General features: G+C 59.3%; 17 protein-coding genes and 1 pseudogene. 7 read left to right on the top strand and 11 right to left on the bottom strand.

Translation table 11 applies throughout. The features are described 5' to 3' along the window. A pseudogene (locus GOB90_RS14545) lies at positions 1-96 on the top strand (IS5/IS1182 family transposase); the annotation flags it as partial. 284 nt (positions 97-380) lie between these two features. On the opposite strand, the gene GOB90_RS14540 reads toward GOB90_RS14545, so the two are convergent. Then, positions 381-596: a hypothetical protein gene (locus tag GOB90_RS14540; RefSeq protein ID WP_146890201.1), complete on the bottom strand. Its 216-nt coding sequence runs from the start codon at positions 594-596 to the stop codon at positions 381-383. Positions 597-1,285: 689 nt separating this feature from the next. Here GOB90_RS14540 and GOB90_RS14535 point away from each other — a divergent pair. Continuing rightward, positions 1,286-2,362: an MIP/aquaporin family protein gene (locus tag GOB90_RS14535; protein ID WP_146890204.1), complete on the top strand. Its 1,077-nt coding sequence runs from the start codon at positions 1,286-1,288 to the stop codon at positions 2,360-2,362. An 88-nt stretch (positions 2,363-2,450) separates the two neighbouring features. On the opposite strand, the gene GOB90_RS14530 is transcribed toward GOB90_RS14535, so the two are convergent. Next, positions 2,451-3,932 carry a sugar porter family MFS transporter gene (locus tag GOB90_RS14530; protein WP_146890207.1) on the bottom strand — a complete coding sequence of 494 codons (1,482 nt, stop codon included), beginning with the start codon at positions 3,930-3,932 and terminating at the stop codon, positions 2,451-2,453. A gap of 527 nt (positions 3,933-4,459) precedes the next feature. Between GOB90_RS14530 and GOB90_RS14525 the strand changes: the two genes are divergently transcribed. After that, complete coding sequence (locus tag GOB90_RS14525) at positions 4,460-5,038, top strand: DUF4357 domain-containing protein (RefSeq protein ID WP_222594626.1); 579 nt, start codon at positions 4,460-4,462, stop codon at positions 5,036-5,038. A gap of 32 nt (positions 5,039-5,070) precedes the next feature. Here the strand turns inward: GOB90_RS14525 and GOB90_RS14520 are convergent, their stop codons facing one another. Together GOB90_RS14520 and GOB90_RS14515 are read right to left on the bottom strand one after the other, a co-directional pair. Continuing rightward, the gene (locus GOB90_RS14520; protein WP_146890320.1) at positions 5,071-6,933 is read right to left on the bottom strand and encodes an FUSC family protein; all 1,863 of its coding nucleotides are present in this window, start codon (positions 6,931-6,933) and stop codon (positions 5,071-5,073) included. Between the two features lie 134 nt (positions 6,934-7,067). Continuing rightward, entirely contained in the window at positions 7,068-8,513 is a 1,446-nt protein-coding gene (locus GOB90_RS14515) for a xanthine dehydrogenase family protein molybdopterin-binding subunit (protein WP_146890213.1), read from the bottom strand. Positions 8,514-8,884: 371 nt separating this feature from the next. Between GOB90_RS14515 and GOB90_RS14510 the strand changes: the two genes are divergently transcribed. Together GOB90_RS14510 and GOB90_RS14505 are read left to right on the top strand one after the other, a co-directional pair. Further along, positions 8,885-10,162: an anthranilate synthase component I family protein gene (locus GOB90_RS14510; RefSeq protein WP_261765987.1), complete on the top strand. Its 1,278-nt coding sequence runs from the start codon at positions 8,885-8,887 to the stop codon at positions 10,160-10,162. A gap of 34 nt (positions 10,163-10,196) precedes the next feature. Continuing rightward, positions 10,197-11,003 carry an aminotransferase class IV gene (locus GOB90_RS14505; protein ID WP_261765988.1) on the top strand — a complete coding sequence of 269 codons (807 nt, stop codon included), beginning with the start codon at positions 10,197-10,199 and terminating at the stop codon, positions 11,001-11,003. 43 nt (positions 11,004-11,046) lie between these two features. On the opposite strand, the gene GOB90_RS14500 is transcribed toward GOB90_RS14505, so the two are convergent. The 3 genes from GOB90_RS14500 to GOB90_RS14490 all read right to left on the bottom strand — a co-directional run bounded on the left by GOB90_RS14500 (position 11,047) and on the right by GOB90_RS14490 (position 13,523). Further along, positions 11,047-11,916, bottom strand: a complete 870-nt coding sequence (locus tag GOB90_RS14500) for a TonB-dependent siderophore receptor (protein WP_146890221.1) — start codon at positions 11,914-11,916, stop codon at positions 11,047-11,049. A 119-nt stretch (positions 11,917-12,035) separates the two neighbouring features. Beyond that, positions 12,036-12,542 (bottom strand): RNA polymerase sigma factor, encoded by a 507-nt coding sequence (locus tag GOB90_RS14495; RefSeq protein WP_146890226.1) that lies wholly within the window; start codon positions 12,540-12,542, stop codon positions 12,036-12,038. 75 nt (positions 12,543-12,617) lie between these two features. After that, positions 12,618-13,523 carry a LysR family transcriptional regulator gene (locus tag GOB90_RS14490; RefSeq protein WP_146890229.1) on the bottom strand — a complete coding sequence of 302 codons (906 nt, stop codon included), beginning with the start codon at positions 13,521-13,523 and terminating at the stop codon, positions 12,618-12,620. A gap of 267 nt (positions 13,524-13,790) precedes the next feature. On the opposite strand from GOB90_RS14490, the gene GOB90_RS14485 reads away from it, so the two are divergent. Beyond that, positions 13,791-14,393: an NAD(P)H-dependent oxidoreductase gene (locus GOB90_RS14485; protein WP_146890232.1), complete on the top strand. Its 603-nt coding sequence runs from the start codon at positions 13,791-13,793 to the stop codon at positions 14,391-14,393. Between the two features lie 194 nt (positions 14,394-14,587). On the opposite strand, the gene GOB90_RS19275 is transcribed toward GOB90_RS14485, so the two are convergent. From GOB90_RS19275 to GOB90_RS14470, 3 genes are all read right to left on the bottom strand, one after another. After that, on the bottom strand, positions 14,588-15,031 hold the full coding sequence (locus GOB90_RS19275; RefSeq protein ID WP_242012056.1) for an MGMT family protein: 444 nt from the start codon (positions 15,029-15,031) through the stop codon (positions 14,588-14,590). Positions 15,032-15,134: 103 nt separating this feature from the next. Beyond that, on the bottom strand, positions 15,135-16,190 hold the full coding sequence (locus GOB90_RS14475; protein ID WP_146890235.1) for an NAD(P)-dependent alcohol dehydrogenase: 1,056 nt from the start codon (positions 16,188-16,190) through the stop codon (positions 15,135-15,137). A gap of 21 nt (positions 16,191-16,211) precedes the next feature. Then, entirely contained in the window at positions 16,212-17,267 is a 1,056-nt protein-coding gene (locus GOB90_RS14470) for an aldo/keto reductase (protein WP_146890239.1), read from the bottom strand. Between the two features lie 316 nt (positions 17,268-17,583). Between GOB90_RS14470 and GOB90_RS14465 the strand changes: the two genes are divergently transcribed. Further along, entirely contained in the window at positions 17,584-18,492 is a 909-nt protein-coding gene (locus tag GOB90_RS14465) for an AraC family transcriptional regulator (RefSeq protein WP_146890242.1), read from the top strand. Between the two features lie 87 nt (positions 18,493-18,579). On the opposite strand, the gene GOB90_RS14460 is transcribed toward GOB90_RS14465, so the two are convergent. Then, positions 18,580-20,094: a diguanylate cyclase domain-containing protein gene (locus tag GOB90_RS14460; RefSeq protein ID WP_146890245.1), complete on the bottom strand. Its 1,515-nt coding sequence runs from the start codon at positions 20,092-20,094 to the stop codon at positions 18,580-18,582. Positions 20,095-20,248 lie beyond the last annotated feature (154 nt).

Genomic DNA, 20,248 nt, shown 5'->3' with positions numbered 1-20,248 from the left:
AAGGATGTCGAGACAACAATCTCGTCATCCTGCGCATGGTTGATGATTGCCCATATCCGCAGAGTTCTGCGAAAAATCAATCAAACCGCTTTCTGATTCAGGCTCTCAGGCATAGTTTACTGCGCGGAGCAGCCCGGCAAAATGGCCCGCCGACTTTAATCCGTCAGCCGCAGAGCGACACGCCGGGAAAGTGACCTGCAAGCGCATCTTTAATAAAAAGCGGCGGATATCCGTGATGGCGCGTCAGATAATGACAGAACCACGGAAGGACAGCACTGAATGCCGCTGATCGCTACAAACCGTGTCGTGTTCAGCCGACCAGAAGCGCCCCGAACAGCCGAACATTCTGAAACGCAAACATGACCGGCACGCCTCCGCTTTCAGCGGTCAGCACTCTTCCCGCCCGTCGTCGCCAGCGCCCGTCGAAACTGCGCCACAGCCTGGCGCCGAAGCTCGTCCGCTTCAGCAAGAACCCGGTTATGAAGCGACCGGACACTGTCATGAGCCGCATAAAAACGATGCCCCTTCTGACCGCGATCAACGATCAGAGTACCAAGAAAAACACCGTCAATATCAAGAGTCTGAGATGCAAACATCGTATCTTGCCTTACCTGCTCCGCAATCACGGAGACTGGCCGGCAGAATAAATGCCGACCGGATTAGGAGTGAAAAACAGGCGTCGTACAGTCCGCGAAAGCGAACCTACATCGCGCAAAGCTCCACATTCGTTCTGCCCTGAAAATCATTGAACCCTGTTCAGAAAAAGGCGCCGCACCCGTGTCGGAACGACGCGGATAGAGCCACATCCCGTCGCCCCCGTCAATCATTCAACGGTTACAAATGTATGACAAAAATATGTACGAGACTTGACAGTTAGTTATTGCTGATCCGAACTGAAAACCAACCTGAAAATTTAAAAGAATACTGATTATATATGAAACCGAAACGACAACGGCTCATATAAAACACCATACGAAAAAACGGCTTTCACTTCCCGGACCGCCCCCGACTGTCGCTCAAAGAGAACATATAATCCCCCTAAGACGCAATTATTGCACAGACAGACATCGTGAATACTCCGGCACGGAGCCCGGCAGGCATAAGCAGCCCGCCCGCTCAGACCACGTCCGGAAATCCCGCCCACGTCATACCAGCCCATACTCGCGGGTTCGTGATGAGTATCCCCGCGCATCGTCCCTACATTTATAAAATAATCCGCGATCCCGTCCGAATGGACACCATATATTCCTGATCGCAGATGCACAGTGAATACATGAGCAGGACAATGTCAGAGCAGAAAAATACGCCGCAACCCGGGGTAAAGCAGGGACATGTTCATGTCCCGCACCTCCATCTCCCACATTTTCACCTTCCACACGTCAAGATCCCGCATATCCACTGGCCGCATTTCCACGTCCACTTTCACGACCGACCCCTCTCCGGCGAGCCGCACCCCGACCGCCCCCTGCACTGGCGCCTCTACTGGTGCGAGGCCCTCGCCACCGCCGTCCTGATGATCGCCGGCCTCACCTGCGTCATTCTCCTCACCGCCCCCGGAACATATTTCGCTGGTCTTCTGGCGCCGCACCCGGTCATCCAGACCGCCCTCTGCGGCCTCTGCTTCGGCCTCGCCGGAACAGTCGCGGCCATGACCCCGTTCGGAAAAGTCAGCGGCGCCCACCTCAATCCATCCGTCACCCTGGCCTTCATGCTGTCGAAAAAAATCGTCTGGATCGACGCACTCGGCTACATCATCGCCCAGATCATCGGTGCCACACTCGGAACCGCTGCCGTCTATGCCGTCGGAGCCATCTTCGCCCCCTGGCACCTGTTCTCAACAGAGGTGAACTACGGTGCCACCATTCCCTATACCCACATCTCCATCTGGTACGCGCTGGCTTCCGAAACCCTCGTGACCGGTCTCCTCATCGTCACACTCTACTGGCTCGCCGCTCACCCGCGCTATAAATGGATCACGCCCTGGATCGGCGGCGTCTTCTTCCTCATCATGAACCCCATCACCGCCTGGCTCTCCGGAAACAGCGCCAATTTTGCAAGAACATTCGGACCGGATCTCTTCGCCGGAAACTGGAGTGGCCTCTGGATCTACCTCATCGGCCCCTTCATTGGCTCATCCCTTGCGGTCTGGGCACTCCAGGCTGATGTCTTCGGCAAACTCCATCTGCTTGAAGCCCGCCTCGTCAATTTCGGCCACCACGGGCGCGTGCCCCATCTCGAAGACCCGGACTTCAAACACGCCGCCCCCGAACATTACGACGCCTACCGCACTCACCTGGAAGACCTGCACAAAAAACAGCGTACCGCGCCGGGCGATATTGCTGCGCCCGAGTCAGCCAGTTGATGCCTGCCCGCTAAAGCAATATCCCGAAAAGCGAGCAATACCGGAGACAGGGCCTTTCCCCGCAAAACGACCCGTCTCCGCTCCGCTGTCAGGCGCGTCCGGCTCCGCCGGCGTCCTGTGTGAGGTGCCGACCGGAGGAGCCCGAAGCCGGCTGTCCAAGATCCCGCAACCGGGCGCCCTCATTCAGCCGTTCCTCAATCTCCTCCAGTGAACAGCCCTTTGTTTCCGGAACAAAGAATAGCGCGATCAGGAAAAATATGGCGTTAAACACGGCCAGCATCCAGAAAATACCGTAATCGCCAAGAGCAGCCATCAGCGACAGAAAGATATTGCTGATCAGCCAGTTCGTCGACCAGTTGGCAAAGGTCGAACAGGCAATCGCCAGCCCGCGCCCCTTCAGCGGCTGAATCTCCGTGCACATCGTCCACGGAACCGGCCCCTCGCCAATGGCAAAGCCGAGAATAAACGTCACCAGCAGGGCGATCGTCGCAATACTTCCCGCCACGCCACCAATTTTCAGAAACAGAACCAGCCCGAAAAGACACAGACTGACCGTCGCAATCGACGTGCTGAGCAGCAGAAGCGGTCTGCGCCCCCAGCGGTCAATCAGCAAAATCGCCACACCGGTCGCCAGCATGTTGGCAAACCCGAGCAGCGTCGTGCACCACACCGCCGCCTCAGACGAAAAATGCAGATGCTCCAGCACATGCGGCGCGTAATACAGCAGGATATTGATCCCGGCGAGCTGCTGAAATGCCTGCAAACCGATACCAAGCAAGAAGGTTTTCCGAAAACCCGGACTCGTTTTCAGCAAGGTGAACCCGTTGCCGTCCTCGCGTTGCAGATTCTTCTCGATCCGCGCCAGCTCTTCCTGCGCCGCCGCCTGCGAGCCTCTGAGCAGCTGAAGCACATGCGAGGCCTCTTTGCGTCGCCCGCGTGACACCAGCCAGCGTGGCGAATACGGGACATTCATTGTCGCCAGAATGAAGATCAGGGTCGGAACAGCCAGAATACCAAGCATCCAGCGCCAGTGACCGCCATAAGCCAGCAGACTGTCGGAAAACATCGCCAGCAGCATCCCGCCCGTAATGACGAGCTGATACAGGGAAATCATCTTTCCCCGCTGCCGTTTTTCCGTAATCTCCGCAATATAGAGCGGGGCGGAGAACGAGGCGAACCCCACCGCCACGCCCAGAATGACACGCCCGGCGATCATCATCCCGACCGAATGCGCCACGGAACACAGCGCCGTTCCAATCAGAAACAGAAGGCCCGCATACAGCATCGCCCCACGCCGGCCGCTATGCCGCGCCACCGGAATCGCCAGAAGAGAACCGCCGGCCGCGCCCATCATGAGAGAGGACACAATCCATTCCTGCGTCCGGTCATCCGCTCCAAGATCCTGCGCAATAAATTTCAGCGCCCCGGAAATAACGCCCGTATCGAGACCAAACATCAGCCCCGCTAATCCCGCCGCCCCGGCGAACAGATAGGCCTTATGCCGGGCATGTTCGATTTTTTCCTGTTTAATACCCGCCTGTTGAGCAGACGAGTCTTCTCCGCGTGCCATTCTTCTGCTCCTGTTGCCCATATCTAACGGTTACAGGTTTTTCAGGTTTCCTCGCCGGACTTCCCCCACCCCACGACATCGCCACCCGGGCAGAAAACCTTTCCGCCCGTGCCACTCAGAATAATCACTCGTGCGCCATCAGCTTTTTCGAGAACAGCACAGGCCGCTGCCGGCACGCCGATGTAAAAGCAGCCGGCTCCTCTCACATACAACGCGAATATGACCTCGCGAAAATGTTGTCATGAGACGTTTTTTCACGGATATGGTGGCAGTATTGTTATATTTTATATATTTACCCATCCGGTTGGTTTTAATATTGGACAGACAGACCCACAACCGTCATCCCGCACGATTTATTCCTGTATTGCAGACTGCGAATTCAGAACACACACCGAAAATCTCCCGCAAAGTTCCTTCTCAGGAGCGCCTCAGATACGTAAGGCCACAATACCGAAAGTTTTTGTTCATCCCGGCGCACTATTATTATGGGAAATACCCGCTTCCCGCCCGATCCCGGAGACCGGACCGTGCCGAATTATCCCCGGACAATCCAGATCTATCTGCCGTCAGGCGATCCTCAGGGTATTCGTGTCGCGGCCATCACAACGCGTATCCTCCAGCTTATCGAAATCCCGCGCGCAAACCTCACCACTCTCGGATACCCGATATTCGAGCCGCTGATTAAAGACCGCCGGGGGGCTGAATGCGTCAATCCCGGAACGCAGCATCTTTCTGCAACTCCGGACCCGACCTCCGCTCTGTTTTTTTGTTGCGCGGACGGCGTGGATGCCCACGCCCGTTATACGGAGGAGAGGCTGGTCGTTCTCGCCGGCTCATATGGTCGATCGGAAGCCTCCGCTTCCTCCCCCGAGAACAGTCCCGGCTATTACGCCAAAAGACAGGCTCTCACCGAGCAGGGCGCCATCCGCATCGAAGATGGCCGGGCCATCTTCCCACAGGACACACTTTTCAAAAACCCGAGTCCGGCCGCCGTGTTTCTCATGGGCCGTTCTTCAAATGGCTGGACAGAGTGGAAAGATGCGCAAAACCGTACCCTCGCCGACGTCCCTGGCCGCAATCACAACAGCAGCGAAAACCCAACGTAACACGACACAGGCAGGGCCGTGCAGGGGAGGGGTCAGCCCGGCCCGCTGCCCGCAATCCCCGCCAGCGCGCCCACCAGCGCCGTGTCCCCGACACCGCGTCGCTCCAGTCCCCACAGCAGCGCCCGCGCCACCGGACGGGCCCCGGTATCGCCCGACCGTTCCCACACCCGTAAAAACACCCGAACCCGCGTCTCAAACCCCCCCGGCACCCGACCGGCCTGCACTTCCTGCCGAACCGTAATCACCAGCATCCCCAGCGTCATCGCCTCCAGATGCCGCTCCATCGCCGTCACCAGCGTCGCACGCGGTACCGCATGCGATGTCCGGACCGTGCGCACCATGCTGTCCGCATTGTCCGACAACCACCGATAGGCCGTCACCCGGCTCCGTAAATCCGCAATCGCCCGCAGCCGCTTTTCCGTCCAGGCCCGCGTCCGCCGCAAATGCGCATCCGCCCTAAACGGCAGCACCGTCCCGAAAGTGAGCCGCGTAAACAGCACCGCCGCCAGAAAAGCCGAAGCCCCGTTCAGAAACGACACCTCGTCAAACCGACCCATATTGGAAGGCCCGATCAGAACCGGCAGAAACATGTTGAACGAAAACGCATACCCCGTCGTCGCCGCATTCCGCGCCGCCAGACCGCCAATGGTCATCGGAACCAGCAGCGCCAGAACAAGACACTCCGGCGCCGTTACAGCCGGAATCACCAGAAATGCAAAAATCCCCGCAACGACCGCACACCACACCGCCCCGCGAAAAAACGCCCCCGACGCCATGATCGGCACCTCACGGGTCGCCAGCAACCCGTAAACCAGCGACACCATCGAAACAAACGTCACCCCCGCGGGCCACGCCGTCACCTCCCAGACCAGCCAGGCCCCGATAATACCCGCACAGGCCCGCAATCCGTTCTGAACCGACTCCACGGCATGACGCTGCGACCGCACCCGAAACCGGAACCGATCCCCCCGAACCGGCACAATACAGGCCCGCACATGCGCCCGTGCCGCCTGATAATCCCGCTCCGGATCAGACCCCGGAACCCGCCCGGACGCCGCCACGCCCCGCGCCCGCGCCAGCATCATCAGCAGATCCGCAATCGCCGCCCGCGCATGATCCGCAATCCGGGGCGTCTGCGGCGCCATCTCCAGCACATCAAATTCAATGCGTCCGTTCGCCGCCATCAGCTCCGCCAGTAAACGCTGGTCCGCCTCCGGATCGGCCCGCCCTTCAACCAGTCGCGTCACCCCCACCGAAACCGCCGCGCACACCGCCTCCAGGCGCCCCAGCAACCGCGCCCGCGCCTTCTCCTGCAACCCCGGCATAAACAGCATCGCCAGCGTCGCTTCGCACACAATACCCAGAATGATGTAGGTGCCCCGCGACATCGCCACGTCAAACACTTCATCCGGCTGAATGATCGCGCCCGTGGCCACAATCGTCGACGTGAAACTCGTCACCAGCAACCCGTAAGACCGGTAGCCGTCAAAGAACGTCGCAAATCCGCAGCACAGCCCGATCCACAACGCCAGCGAAACAAAAAACAGCCCGGACGCCTGCGGAAACGCCGCCACCAGCGCAATCGCCGCGCAACAGCCCGCAACCGTCCCGGCAACCCGCCACCGCGCCTTGGATAAAGACTCCCCGCGTGAGGACTGCGCCACAACCCACACCGTCAGCGGCGCCCATTGCGGACTGTCCAGTTCCATCCACATTGCAATCAGCAGGGACAGCGCCGCCGCCAGCGAAGACCGCACAGCAAAGGCCAGATCCCCGAAAGACGGCGTCAGCAACCACCGCAGGCGATCACCGCGCAGCCACGGACCCCGCGCCAGCCAGGACGCAGCCCCGGCAGAGAAAGCAGAACGCCCCGCCGAACCTTGTCCCGCGCCCATCATCCCTCCGGCTGAAAAGAAGGCGAACACTGAGCCAGACCATGAACCGCGTCCAGGCGTTTGTTGTCATGACATCATAAAAGGAAGTTATGATGGCCCCTCCGCCGGAAAAGGGGAGGGGAGCCGCCCGTCATTCAGCTCAGAGTAATGGCGGCATGCTGCAACTGCTCCAGCGAAATCCCGCTGAACATGACCGTCGTCTGACTGCCCAGATGAAGCTTCACGCCGGAGGCCGATGTCGTCGCCTGGTCGATCACAGTCCGCAGCCCCGCATCCGTCAGCCCAAATCCGGATAACTCCAGCCGGTTGCCGCTGCTCGCCATGAAATCGGTAATCACATCCTGCGCCGGAACAGCCGACACAATGTCGAACAGATTGCCTTTCCCGGCCCCGCCCGTCATCGTCATGCTGCTGACCGCACGAAACGTGTCGATGTCACCATTGCCAACCGCCGTGAAATGACCGCCCGTATTGCTGTCCGCGCTGATGAACGTCATCCCGGCCGCGCCATCATTCAGTGCCGTCTGAACACCGGAGCCACCCTGAATGACCGATCCCCGGCTGGCCGCACTCAGCGACACCGAGGCATCGGCGTCCGTATCGCCAAAGCTCAGATCAATGATTTTCGCCGCGACGATGTCGCCATACGGGCTGCCACCCGTCTGACCGGAGACAGACCCGTCCACCGTCACCAGCCCCGCGCCATAAACTGAGGAACTGTCCAGATGATCCACGACAAGATCATTCGCCGTCGTCACTTCCGACCCGTCGCCCAGCGTGCCGATCCGGCAATCCCGCTCAATCGTCAGAACCGAACTGTCGGTGACGGTCACAAAAGAACATTTAAACCGCGTCGTCACATCGCAGCCACTGACGGTATCAAAGTGGCTTTCCCCGCCCGCCGTGATCGTGTCACCGGAAAACGTGCCGGAAAACGTCGATTTGTCGCCCGCCGTGACAGTGCTGCTGCCTATGCCGGAAAGCTGCGCATACGCACCGCAAACAATACTGCTGGTGTAATCGGAAACATACGAACCGGAACTTTCCGTGACAGTATTGAATGAACCGGGCAGCGTAATATCCACAGACGCCGATGGATCCACCAGCACCGTATTGCCGCTCCCGCCAATCGCTACGGTAGCACCGACATTTCCGGTGTCCACGGTCTGGAAACCATAAGCGCCCGTCACGGTTCCACCATAACCGTCGAACACAACGGAAGACGCACCACGCCCCAATGTAATGTCGCCGGCCGAGGCCTGGCGCACCGACACCTGCCACGATCCGCCAGCTTCGGAGAGATCGAGCGAACAGACATCACGTGTATCCGGCACGCCTATATCAATGCTGCCCCCCAGGCCTCCGACAACATGCACGATCCCCAGAAAAGTCGCGGAAATCGTAGCCGCCTGCGTTGCATTCCGCAGATTGATGGTGGCATCCAGCGGAACAAACGGCCCGTCAGGATTGTCAGGATCGATTGGCGCAAACAGGTCAATATCCGGCACTGTCCCGTAAGGCAGCGTATAACTGCCGTCGATCTCAACAGGAGAGGAAACTGCATTATCTTGTTCAGTCATGTCATGCTCCGATCAGAGAGACAGGCTTCAGATCAGCGGTATCTGGCGAGCATCTGTAAAGTAGTATGTCGAAAAACAACATTAAATTGCATCCAGCAAAGCCGATTCCCGGCGGCAGTGCGGGAGGATGCCGTGACAGCACGACCACCGTCCCCGAATGTCAGGAATGCCTTCCCGTACAGGGAGACGTGGATAAACGGCCCCGGTTCCCCAGGCGGTCTCCGAAAGGAGCCGGAAAATCCGCTGGTTTTGAAAGTTCCTTCAGAATGGCGCAGACAGACCGTGCCGCCGCGTAGCGTCCGCTCCGACATCCCGCAACAGGAGACACCTCCCTGACCACCACCGAACTCCCGTGGCGCTCACCCGAAGCCGTGCTGCCTCTCATGGAAGCCCACCCCTGGGCCGCATATCTCGACAGCGGCGGCGAAATCGTCAGCACCCGCTCGCGCTGGTCTTTCCTCTGCCTGTCCCCGGCCGAAACACTCACTCTCAGCGGCCATACTCTCCTGCGTAACGATCATCCCGTCATCGGCGATCCCTGGCAGCACCTCCGGCAGATCGCGCAGACCGCCGTCGCCTCCGACAGCGAACCGGACCTGCCTTTCTCCGGCGGCGTGATCGGGCTCGCCTCTTATGAAAGCGGTCTGAAACAGAACGATCTTTCATCCCGGCATCCTTCCGGAACGCCATCCTTCCTGGCCGCCTCTTTCACAGATGTCCTTGCCTTCGACCGACGGGAAAAACGATGCCGCTGGATCAGCAAGGCCGGGAATCCCCCTCCGGATTTCACACCGCGATCCGGATTTCCAGTGAATCCACCGCTCTGTTTCATCCCGGACCAGGATCGGGAAGACTGGATGAAATCCGTTCGCAAAATCATTGAATTCATCGAAGCAGGCGATATCTTTCAGGCCAATCTGACCATGCGCTGGTTCGCGAAACGGCCAGCCGGATTTAATGAACGCGCCGCATACCATGCCCTGCGCGCCACCTCGCCCGCTCCATTCGGCGCCTGGCTGAAAACACCGGACGTGTCCCTGCTCAGCGCCTCGGTCGAACGCTTTATCTCGCTGTCGGCAGAAGGCCGCATCGAAACCCGCCCGATCAAGGGAACGGCTCCGGCCGGAAAAACAGAAGCGGATAAAAGGAGAAATACCGAAATTCTCTCCGTCGATGAAAAAGAACTGGCGGAAAACCTGATGATCACCGATTTGATGCGACATGACATAGGCCGCGTCTCCCGTCTCGGCTCCGTCGCCGTGCCGCAGCTTTCAAAAGTGGAACAGTTCACACATCTTCTTCACCTGGTCTCGGAAGTCGAAGGCCGCCTTCGCCCCGGACTGGATGCCATCGATCTGCTCAAAGCCACGCTGCCGCCCGGCTCCGTGACCGGCGCTCCCAAGAAACGCGCCATGGAAGTCATCGACCAGCTCGAAACCTCTGCCCGGGGCGCCTACTGCGGCAGCCTTTTTCGCATCAGTCATGACGGCGCCATGGACAGTTCCGTCATCATCCGCAGCCTCGTCAGGGAGAATCAGGACCGTCTCTCGATCGGCGCGGGCGGCGGCATCACCTGGCTCTCAGATCCCGCGCGGGAATACGATGAAATGGTGCTGAAAGCCACGCCACTCCTGAAGGCGTTCTCCTGAAATGCCTCTCTGCAGACCCGGAAAGATCAGCCCAGTGACAGATCCCGTCTGGCTCGACGGCACAATCCTCCCGCTCGAAAAAGCCCGTATCGCCCCCGATGATCGCGGTCTCCTGCTCGGTGACGGTTTGTTTGAAACCATGCGTGTGGCGTCAGGAAAAGTCTGCCATCCGGATCGTCATCTGGCACGACTGGCGGAAGGGTGCCGGACCCTCATGCTTCCGCCTCCCGACCTCTCCCTTCTGCAACAGGCAATGACCGATCTGCTTGAGGCCTCAGCCCTGACAAATGGCTCACTCCGCCTCACCATCACACGCGGCTGCGGCCCGCGCGGTGTCCTTCCCACATCGCCTGTCCGACCGACAATCCTCATCCGGACAGCGCCCGCCGCCCAAAAGCCGTCCACTCCCGTCAGGCTCGGCACAAGCCGCTATCGAAAGGACGAAAAATCCCCTCTGAGCAGCGTCAAATCCCTGGCCTGTCTCCCATTCATCATGGCCCGCATGGAAGCCGCCGCCTCCGGGCTGGACGACGCCCTTCTGCTCGCCACCACAGGCGCCGTCGCCGAGAGCACAACGGCCAATATCCTGTTTCTGATGCACGACACTTTCTTAACTCCGCCATTGCAGGACGGCCCGCTCCCCGGGATCGCGCGGTCGCGTCTCTGCGAAAGCGGCCTGCTTCGGGAAACCTCGGTCAGACCGGAAGATATCTCTTCAATGACAGCCGCCTGGCTGGTCAACGCTCTGTCCCTGACCCCGGTCATCAGCATCGACAGCCATTCACTGTCCTTTTCTCCACACGCAGACACCCGCCTGCGTCAGTTCCTTTTCCCGGTCTGATACCTGCCGGCATAAGGTTTTCTCGAATGATCATAACCAGGTATTACCAGCGATAACTCAGATTACCGTAAACACGCCGCCCCTGTCCGATATAACACTGTGTCGTTGCGCAGGACGTAATGTAATATTTGTTGGTCAGATTGGAAATCGTAACCTGACCGACCAGACCCTTCAGAAAGGCTGTGGCTTCTCCGAAGTCATAACGCATGCCTGTATCGAACAGGATGAAAGCCGGGACCTTGAAGGAGTTTGCCGTATTCGCATACGTCCAGCCCACGTAACGAACGCCAAAATTGAACTCAAGCCCCCTGACCATCCCTCTCGGCAACGCATAATTGACGAACAGCGACGTCATGTTCCGGGGAACGGCATTGACATATTTTCCCTGCAACGAAGTCGCGGTGCCTGCTCTCATGTGATAACCGACGGAATCTGATGTCGGATCGTAATAATACGGGATCGCCGTGTCGTTGCTGCTGCTGTAACGCGCATCGTCATATGTATAAGACGCGATAAAACGAAGATCCTTTGTCACGTTGGCCTGCGCCGAGACCTCAAACCCTTTCGAGGTCACTTTGCCGCTTTGTATAGAGAAATCCGGATTATCGGGGTCCTGGGTCAGAACATTCGTCTGGTCGATATGAAACGCCGAAGCCGTAAACAGCGCGTCAAAACCACGCGGTTTATATTTCAGACCCGCTTCGTACTGCGTGCCTTTTGTCGGCTTGAAAGTATTCCCGTGAGCATCGGTTCCGGTCTGGGGCTGAAATGATGTCGCATAGCTGAAATTCGCCTTCGATTCCTCATAACGGAATGTCTGCTGAAACGTCAGGTGAGAATTGAACCAGTGTGAAAACAGATACTCGAAAAGGCCGCCTGTCTCCTTATGATTGTTCCAGCCGGGTTCACCCACGAAAAGATGACGGGTCTGTGTTCACGCTTGTTTCTGTTCCGCGCCTGCTCTCCGGAAAATGACGCCGGCGGAAGAAGCTTTTCCACACCAGCAGGCAACCGGACACTCTTTTTTCCGCGTCAGCGTCTGTCCCTCACATGGGAAAGAATTTCCAGAGCGCGCTGAATATGACGATTCACAATCGTGGGCGACCGGCCATAACGTCGCGCAATCTCCGTCTGGGAAAGCCCGTAAAACCGGTTCAGACAGAATATCGTCCGCGTCGGTTCGGGAAGATCGGCAATCATGTCCTTAACCCGTTTCAGCTCTTCCCGATCGCTGAGCTGCTGATCGGGTGACAGCCCGGCATCCTCTGTCCACAAAATATCACGAATCCCGGCATGGAGCATTTCACGTCTCTTCGCCTGCCTTGCATGATCGATCGCAAGATTGGATGCCAGACGAAAAAGACAGGCGCGCGGATTGGCGATCTCCGACGCCTCATCAATCTTCTGAACTTTCTCGAACAGAAGCTGCGCAATATCCTCAGCTGTCTCCCGGGTGCCGACAATACGCTGAACCAGCCGCATGATCGACAGGCGTTCCTGCGTGATAAGCGTAGTCAGAGCGGTGATCGAACTGGTCACAGGTCAGAGCCATCCTTTCAGACACCGCTGCGCTGCCATTTTTGCGATCCGTTCGCAACTCCAGCCCCCGGCCCCCTAAAACCGAAACGCCTCGCCCAGCGACAGCCCGGACACAATCTCCCACGCCCGCACCATCAGCGCCGTCGCAACCGTCTGCTTCACCCGCACGAGCCCGACCCCCGGAGCAGGGGAGGGATCGAGCCGCCGCACCTGCAACGGTCCGCCCTCCGGCGCCCCCGCCGGTAACGCTGCCACCGGCAGAATGGTCGCCAGCCGACCCGACAGCACTTCCGAATGAAGCAGCTCCAGCGCATTCGTCTCCAGCATCACCGAAGGCGACACCCCGGCCTCCCGGAAACACGCATCCACCATCTGCCTGCTCCGCATCGGGCGACTCAGCAGACACAGCGGAACAGACGCCGCCGCCGCCCAGTCGCACGCCCCGCGCCCCGGCAGCACTATCCCGCCCGCCGCCGCGAGAACATGCTGCTCGGCATACATCTCCCGCGTCTCGAACGCCCCGTCTACCGGCACCTGATCGAGATACATCAGCCCAAGCTGAATCCGATGCTCCCGCAGCTCCCGCAGAATGTCACTGCTCGAAAAAACCGTGACCTCAACATGCAATGCCGGAACCGCAGCCCGTAAACTCTCCAGCAACAGCGGCACGACCTGAATCGCCGGCGGCATCACGCCAAGCGAAATCGACCCGCCCGCCACATCCTGCGCAAACGCCGCCTCCTGCCGCAGACTGTCCAGATCCGCCACCGTCTGCCGCGCCCAGGCCAGAACCCGCTCCCCCTCAGGCGTCAGCCCGAACATCCGCCGGTTCCGACGCACGATCGTCACCCCAAGCTCATGCTCAAGCTGCCGGATCGCCGCCGAAAGCGCCGGCTGCGACACGCCGCAATGCTCCGCCGCTCTGGAAAAATGCCGATACTGATCGAGCGCGATCAGATAAGTCAGTTGCCGTAAAAACACCGGTTTTCCTAAAAACGTCCGAATACGCCTGCATTGCCGCAACGCCCCGCCACATCAGGCCGCCCCGGACACAGACATGTACCCGCGAAGACAGGGGAGGGAACATCAGTGTAACACACCCGACACAGTTCAGAAGACAGACGAAACCGGAACAATCTCTCCCGCATGCCCGGTCCCGCCACACTACCCGCACGGCAGGTCTGGCCATTCTGCTCAAACGACGTAACACTGCGCGAAACGCTCCCCCGAAACATCACGAGGACAACCATGAAAAACCTTTTCCTCCTCAACGGCGGCAAAGCCTTCGCCCACTCCCACGGCCGCCTGAACGCAACCCTGCACGATGCCGCCGCCGACCAGCTTGCCGCCGCCGGCTACGCCATCCGCAAAACCACCATCGATGCCGGCTACACCCCGGAAACCGAAGTCGAAAACTATCTCTGGGCCGACGCCCTGATCTACCAGTTCCCCGCCTGGTGGATGGGCACGCCCTGGATCGTCAAGAGATACCTCGATGAAGTCCTCACCGCCGGCCACGGAAAACTTTACGCCAGCGACGGCCGCAGCCGCGCCCACCCGGAACGCAAATACGGCTCCGGCGGGCTGCTTGATGGCAAACGCTACATGATCTCCGCCACCTGGAACGCCCCCGGGGAAGCCTTCACCGACCCCGCCCAACTCTTCGAAGGCAAAGGCCAGGACGCCGTTTTCTTTCCCTTCCACAAAGCTCACGAATTTCTCGCCATGACCCGCCTGCCAACCTTTCAGGCCACAGACGTCGTCAAATCCCCCGATATCGATCATACCCTGGCGCAGTACGCAGCCCACCTGACACAGATTTTCGGAAAAGCTGAAACGAAAGAGCCCTGAGTCGTGTCCATGATCGCATGAGTCTGAAAGAAGTCCGCCGCAGGTTAACTCCGCATCGCTTTACCAGCCCTGTTCTTTTTAACTGTTGCTGTTTTTCTCAGGGCTTTGCCCTGAAACCCACCAAAGGCCACGGCCTTTGGAAACCGGTTTGTTTACCGGCAGACCGACAGCCCGGAAACCACGTTTTTCCCCGATTACATCAGCGAAGCAGGCCAGCGCCACCGGCTCAGATCAATGCGCCCCCGATCATCGAAGATCACACCTTCCTGCTCCAGCAGGGTCCGCTGAACAGCATCACTCCCGTTTCTCGATACCGCGTAAGACACCTCGCCCTTCGCATTGACCACGCGATGCCATGGAATTTTTACAGCGGGATCGAGGTGCCGGAGAACATGGCCGACAAGCCGCGACCGTCCGGGCAGCCCGGCCATGCCGGCAATCTGCACGTATGTGGCCACCCACCCGGCAGGAATACAGGCCACGGCGGCACAGATCGCCCCGGTAACGTCGGCACCCGGACGAGAAGATTTCGGCGGACGGATAGCAGCTTCCCCTGATGTCAGAGCTTCTTTTACAGTCAGGGAACATCCCCGACCTGCAATCAGACAAGGAAATGGCTCTGCCCTGAAACCCCGCAAAAATCAAAGACCTTTGCAAACCGTTTTACAGGAAACACACCAGGGTGCAGGAAGCCGCGCTCCCTGTCAGGTCCGGGCAGAGCCCGCTACTCTCATCCCGGCCTCACGCGCCGGCAGGCATGGACGCCATATCGATCACAAACCGATACTTTACATCTGACCGCAGCATCCGCTCATACGCCACCTCGATCTCTTCCATCCGGATCATCTCGATATCCGACGTGATCCCGTGCTCACCGCAGAAATCCAGCATCTCCTGCGTCTCCGGAATCCCCCCGATAAGCGACCCCGCGAAATTCCGCCGCTTCATCAGCAGACTGAACACCGAAACCGGCAACGGCGTCTCCGGTGCACCAACCTGCACCAGCGTCCCGTCCAGCTTCAGAAGATCCAGATACGCATTGATGTCATGATCAGCCGCGACCGCATCAAGGATAAAATCAAACCGCCCGCGCTCCTTCGCCATCGCCGCCGGATCTTTCGACAGCACAACCTCATGCGCCCCCAGCCTGATCCCGTCCGCAACCTTGCTCTGCGAGGTCGTGAACAGCACCACCTCCGCCCCGAGCGCCTTCGCAAACTTCACGCCCATATGACCAAGCCCGCCCAGACCGACAATGCCAACCCGCTGCCCCGGCCCGACCTTCCAGTGCCGCAGCGGCGACCACGTCGTAATCCCCGCGCACAGCAACGGCGCCGCAGCCGCCGGATCGAGCGTCTCCGGAATCTTCAGAACAAAGCCCTGATCGACAACAATCGCCCGCGAATACCCGCCAAACGTAATCCCTCGCCCCTGCCGGTCCTCGCCATTATACGTGCCGACAAATCCGACCTCGCAATACTGCTCAAGGCCTTTTTTGCAGCTCGCACACTCTCGACAGGAATCCACCAGACACCCGACCCCGACCAGCTCGCCCTTGCGAAACCGCGTCACCGAAGCCCCGACCTCCGCAACCCGACCAACAATTTCATGCCCCGGAATACAGGGATAAATCGTGTTCTGCCACTCGTTGCGCGCCTGATGCAGATCGGAATGACAGACACCACAATAAAGAATTTCGATCCGGACATCCTCCGGCCCCGTGTCCCGACGCTCAAACGCAAACGGCTTCAGAGACACATCCGCCGCCATCGCGGCATAACCAGTACATGAAAACATAATAATACCTCTAAATCTTTCTCAGACAGTCTTCTTCGGCTCATCCACAATGCCGCCCGCACGATAGTCCGATTGCCGCTCAATCATCCACCCCGGATATTCCGGTGACAACGCGCTGACCTTATCCAGCACAGCCAGTTCCTCATCGCTCAGAGTCACGGACGTCGCCGCGATATTATCAGAAAGCTGCTCCGGATTCCGCGCCCCGACGATCACACTGGTCACAACTTTCTGATGCAGCAGCCAGGCCAGCGCCACCTGCGCCACACTGCATCCATGCGCTTCCGCAACCGGTCGCATCGCATCGATCACATCAAACGCCCGGTCACGATTCACCGGAGGAAAGTCGAAACTGGCCCGCCGCCCGTCACCGGAAACCGATGTCCCGTCCCGACGATACTTTCCCGACAGCAACCCGCCCGCAAGCGGACTCCACACCATCAGACCGACCCGCTCTGACAGCAGCATCGGCACAATCTCCCGCTCCACATCCCGCCCCGCAATCGTATAATACGCCTGCAAGGATCGCAGCGGCGCCAGGTTCTTCCGCTCCGCAATCCCGAGCGCCTTCGCAATCTGCCACGCTGCCCAGTTCGACACGCCCACATATCGCACGTCACCACTGCGAACGAGCGTGTCCAGAGCCTCCATCGTCTCCTCAACCGGCGTCAGAGGATCAACCCCGTGAATCTGATACAGGTCGATGTGATCAAGCTGTAGCCGCTTCAGACTGGCCCGCGCCTGCGCCAGAATATGCGCCCGCGACGCCCCCCGCGCATTCGGCCCGTCCCCCATCGGCCCCAGAACCTTCGTCGCCACAACAACGTCGTCGCGCGCAACGCCCAGATTCCGTAAAGCCTGCCCGGTGATCTCCTCCGACAGCCCGCCGGAATACACATTCGCCGTGTCGATAAAATTGACGCCGGAATCAAGCGCTGTACGAACCAGATCGTCCGCCGCCTGCTGCTGCAACGCCCCCATTTTCGTCCAGATGCCAGCACCGCCGCCAAACGTCATCGTGCCCAGACACAGCTCCGAAACCAGCAGCCCCGTCTGACCCAGAAGATTATATTTCATGGTCGTTTCCTCCCTCGGAAATCGCCGTATCCCACGCAGGTTCCTGAACAATCCTGTCAGCACGCGGTACGGCGCATCAGTCCCGCCCGCCAATCCTGCCGTTATAGTCCCGAACCCGATAGCAGAATCCAATCCCGTTCTTGCCCGATTCAATCACACACCCGACAGAAGAGACACAGCCGCCTTTACAGGACCATGCCTCCGTGATTGTCCTGAGCCCCCGAACCCGTCCGTCAGACAGCCGTGACTTCCATCCGCCCCGACGGCCCCCGAACCCGTCACATCATACGCCACCGCAGCACAGAAAGTCCGACCGATGCGTCCCCACCTCGCCATGCTCCGCGACACCATTCTCCGCCACGCCACGGAGCCCCACACCCGAACCAGACTTCCCGGCCTGACCCTGTTCCGCTCCGAATGTCAGACCCTGCCTGCCGACTGCATCTGCAGGCCCCGCCTCTGCATCGTCGTCCAGGGAAGCAAACAGGTCATCATAGGCAGCCATACCTTCACCTACGATGCTGAAAAATACCTGATTGCCACGGTCGATCTTCCCGTCACCGGCTGCGTCACCCAGGCCACCGCCGACGCCCCCTACCTCTCCCTGAGCCTCGACCTCGATCCCGCCGAGATCGCCACATTCCTCCTCACCATCACACCATCCGATGCCCGCACAGGCGCCGGCGTCGCCGTCAGCACACTGACCGAAGATCTTCTCTGCCCCGCCACCCGCCTCACGGCCCTGCTCGATACCCCGGACGATATCCCCGTTCTCGCCCCGCTGATCAAAAAGGAAATCGCCTGGCGTCTTCTTCAGGGCGAACAGGGCGCTCTGCTGCGACAGATCGCCCTCGCCGACAGCTATCTTTCACAGATCAGCCGCGCCATCGCCTGGATACGCGACCACTACGCCGAAGCCTTCGACATCGATACCGTCGCGAAAACCGCAGGCATGAGCACGCCCTCGTTCTATCGTCACTTCCGCGCGGTCACCATGATGAGCCCGCTGCAATACCGCACCCGCATCCGCCTCCAGGAAGCCAGAAAACGCCTGCTCACAGACGGAGAAGACGCCGCCGAAGCCGGTTTCGCCGTCGGCTACGAAAGCCCCTCCCAGTTCAGCCGCGATTACCGACGCCTTTTCGGAACACCCCCGGCCCGTGACGTCGCAAGACTGCGCTCCGCCACAGGACAGGAGCACAGCCCGCTGTCGGAAACTGTATGACTGAAATCCTCTCCCGCCACTCCGGCATCATCCGTCCCGCCCTCCAACATTCCACTCCCGGCCCGGAACAGCCAGGACCTGTCACACTCAGGCATCAACCACCGGAGCCGCCGCAACATTCGCCTGCCTGATGAGCCCCGCATGCGGCAGAATATCCGACATGCCCCCATGCGAGAACAGACGGTAACCGTTACGCCCGGCCCGCTTTGCCGCATAAAGCGCAATATCCGCCTGACGCATGATCTCACCCGTCCCCCGAAGGGCGTCTTCCGGGCCGAACAGCGTCACGCCAATACTGGCAGTCACCCGATATTCCGTCTCCGCCAGCCGGTAAGGCTGCAAAAGCAGATCCCTGATGAACGCCCCGCACAGGTAATCAATAGTCCGGGGCGAAAATTTTCCCGGAATGATAACCGCGAATTCATCACCCCCAAATCGCGCGGGCGCCGTATCGTGCGCCTGAAGAAAATCAAGCATCCGCCGGCTGAATTCCTTCAGAAATTCATCCCCGACATGATGGCCGAGATTGTCATTGATCTGCTTGAAATAATCGACATCGATCAGAAATAACGCGCCGCAGGATCTTCTCTCCAGGGCAAGCGCCAGCCGGCTCTGAAAACAGCTCCGGTTAATCAGAGATGTCAGGGAATCATGCGTCGCAAGATATTCGAGATTGCGCTTCATAAGTGAAAGACGTCTCGTATAACGACGATTTTCTCCAATAGTGCTGTTCACCATAAGCACGGTCAGAACAAGCGAGAAAAGATACGATTGCAGCATCATCTCGCGTATCAGAGGATGCCCCGGCTCCAGACCGGCCACCGGGCCGATACCATGCGCCGTCAGCGCCGCCGCACAGAGTGAAACACAGAACATCGCGATACTCATCGAAGCGCCATGAGCATGAAACGCCAGAAAGACGAGAGCCGGATACATGCAGAGCAGAAAAGCCCATTGCGGAGACGAAAAGGCAAAAACCGTCAGAGCAATCGACGACGCCCCCACAGTCAGCGGCTCGGCCAGCACGCCGGAATTCGGGAGCCCCTTCTTCCAGCCGCGCACCAGCGTCAGAACCACGGGCGTCGCAATCAGAAGTCCAAGCGTGTCACAGAGAACCCACTGCAACCATTCCGCGAAGGCTCTGACCGGGATACCCAGCCAGATACTTTCAATCGCCGTGCCAATCCCGGCTTCGAGCGCCGAGACAAGCAGCGCAATCACCGTAAACGTCAGAAACCGCCTCAGCCGCGCCAGGTCCGTTATCCCGCCACAAAATCTCCGGGTGAAAAACGCGGCGACTGTGGCCTGAAACAGATTGAACGCACAGGCCAGCACAGCCTCAGACGGCGAAAGCGCGCTGAAACGATTGATGAAGAGATTGAACAGGAAACAGACGGCAAGCACGCCCGTCGCCAGCCGCGCGCGCAGGGTAAGCAGAGCGACCAGCAGAATGGCGTTGGGCGGCCAGATCGCACTGTAGCCCACGGAGTCCGTGCAAAGAAACCTCGTCGCAGCCGCCATCATCATGAAAACCAGAGTCAGCAATGCCGCGGTTCTGAGCCCGCGTGCCGGTTCGGCGCGTCTGCGAGGTTGCCAGCGCAAGTGATGTCCTCATTGCCCGAAGGATGCGATGCACGGGAAGAATTTCAGAGAACAGAACCCGGTCCGGCTTAATATTGCGTGAACGTATCGGCCGACGGGACCGGCCGCATCTCCGCAGAGCAGATAAATCACCGGACGATCTTGTTTTGTTCTC

This window comes from Acetobacter oeni (assembly GCF_011516825.1).
Classification (GTDB): Bacteria; Pseudomonadota; Alphaproteobacteria; order Acetobacterales; family Acetobacteraceae; genus Acetobacter; species Acetobacter oeni.
This window is presented reverse-complemented; position numbering and strand designations above follow the sequence as displayed.

Bases quoted from the DNA above. Each gene is read 5' to 3' on its own strand.
- GOB90_RS14530 (WP_146890207.1), bottom strand. From the start codon at position 3,932: ATGGCACGCGGAGAAGACTCGTCTGCTCAACAGGCGGGTATTAAACAG.
- GOB90_RS14465 (WP_146890242.1), top strand. From the start codon at position 17,584: ATGCGTCCCCACCTCGCCATGCTCCGCGACACCATTCTCCGCCACGCC.
- GOB90_RS14520 (WP_146890320.1), bottom strand. From the start codon at position 6,933: ATGGGCGCGGGACAAGGTTCGGCGGGGCGTTCTGCTTTCTCTGCCGGG.
- GOB90_RS14535 (WP_146890204.1), top strand. From the start codon at position 1,286: ATGTCAGAGCAGAAAAATACGCCGCAACCCGGGGTAAAGCAGGGACAT.
- GOB90_RS14470 (WP_146890239.1), bottom strand. From the start codon at position 17,267: ATGAAATATAATCTTCTGGGTCAGACGGGGCTGCTGGTTTCGGAGCTG.
- GOB90_RS14515 (WP_146890213.1), bottom strand. From the start codon at position 8,513: ATGACTGAACAAGATAATGCAGTTTCCTCTCCTGTTGAGATCGACGGC.
- GOB90_RS14485 (WP_146890232.1), top strand. From the start codon at position 13,791: ATGAAAAACCTTTTCCTCCTCAACGGCGGCAAAGCCTTCGCCCACTCC.
- GOB90_RS14540 (WP_146890201.1), bottom strand. From the start codon at position 596: ATGTTTGCATCTCAGACTCTTGATATTGACGGTGTTTTTCTTGGTACT.
- GOB90_RS14475 (WP_146890235.1), bottom strand. From the start codon at position 16,190: ATGTTTTCATGTACTGGTTATGCCGCGATGGCGGCGGATGTGTCTCTG.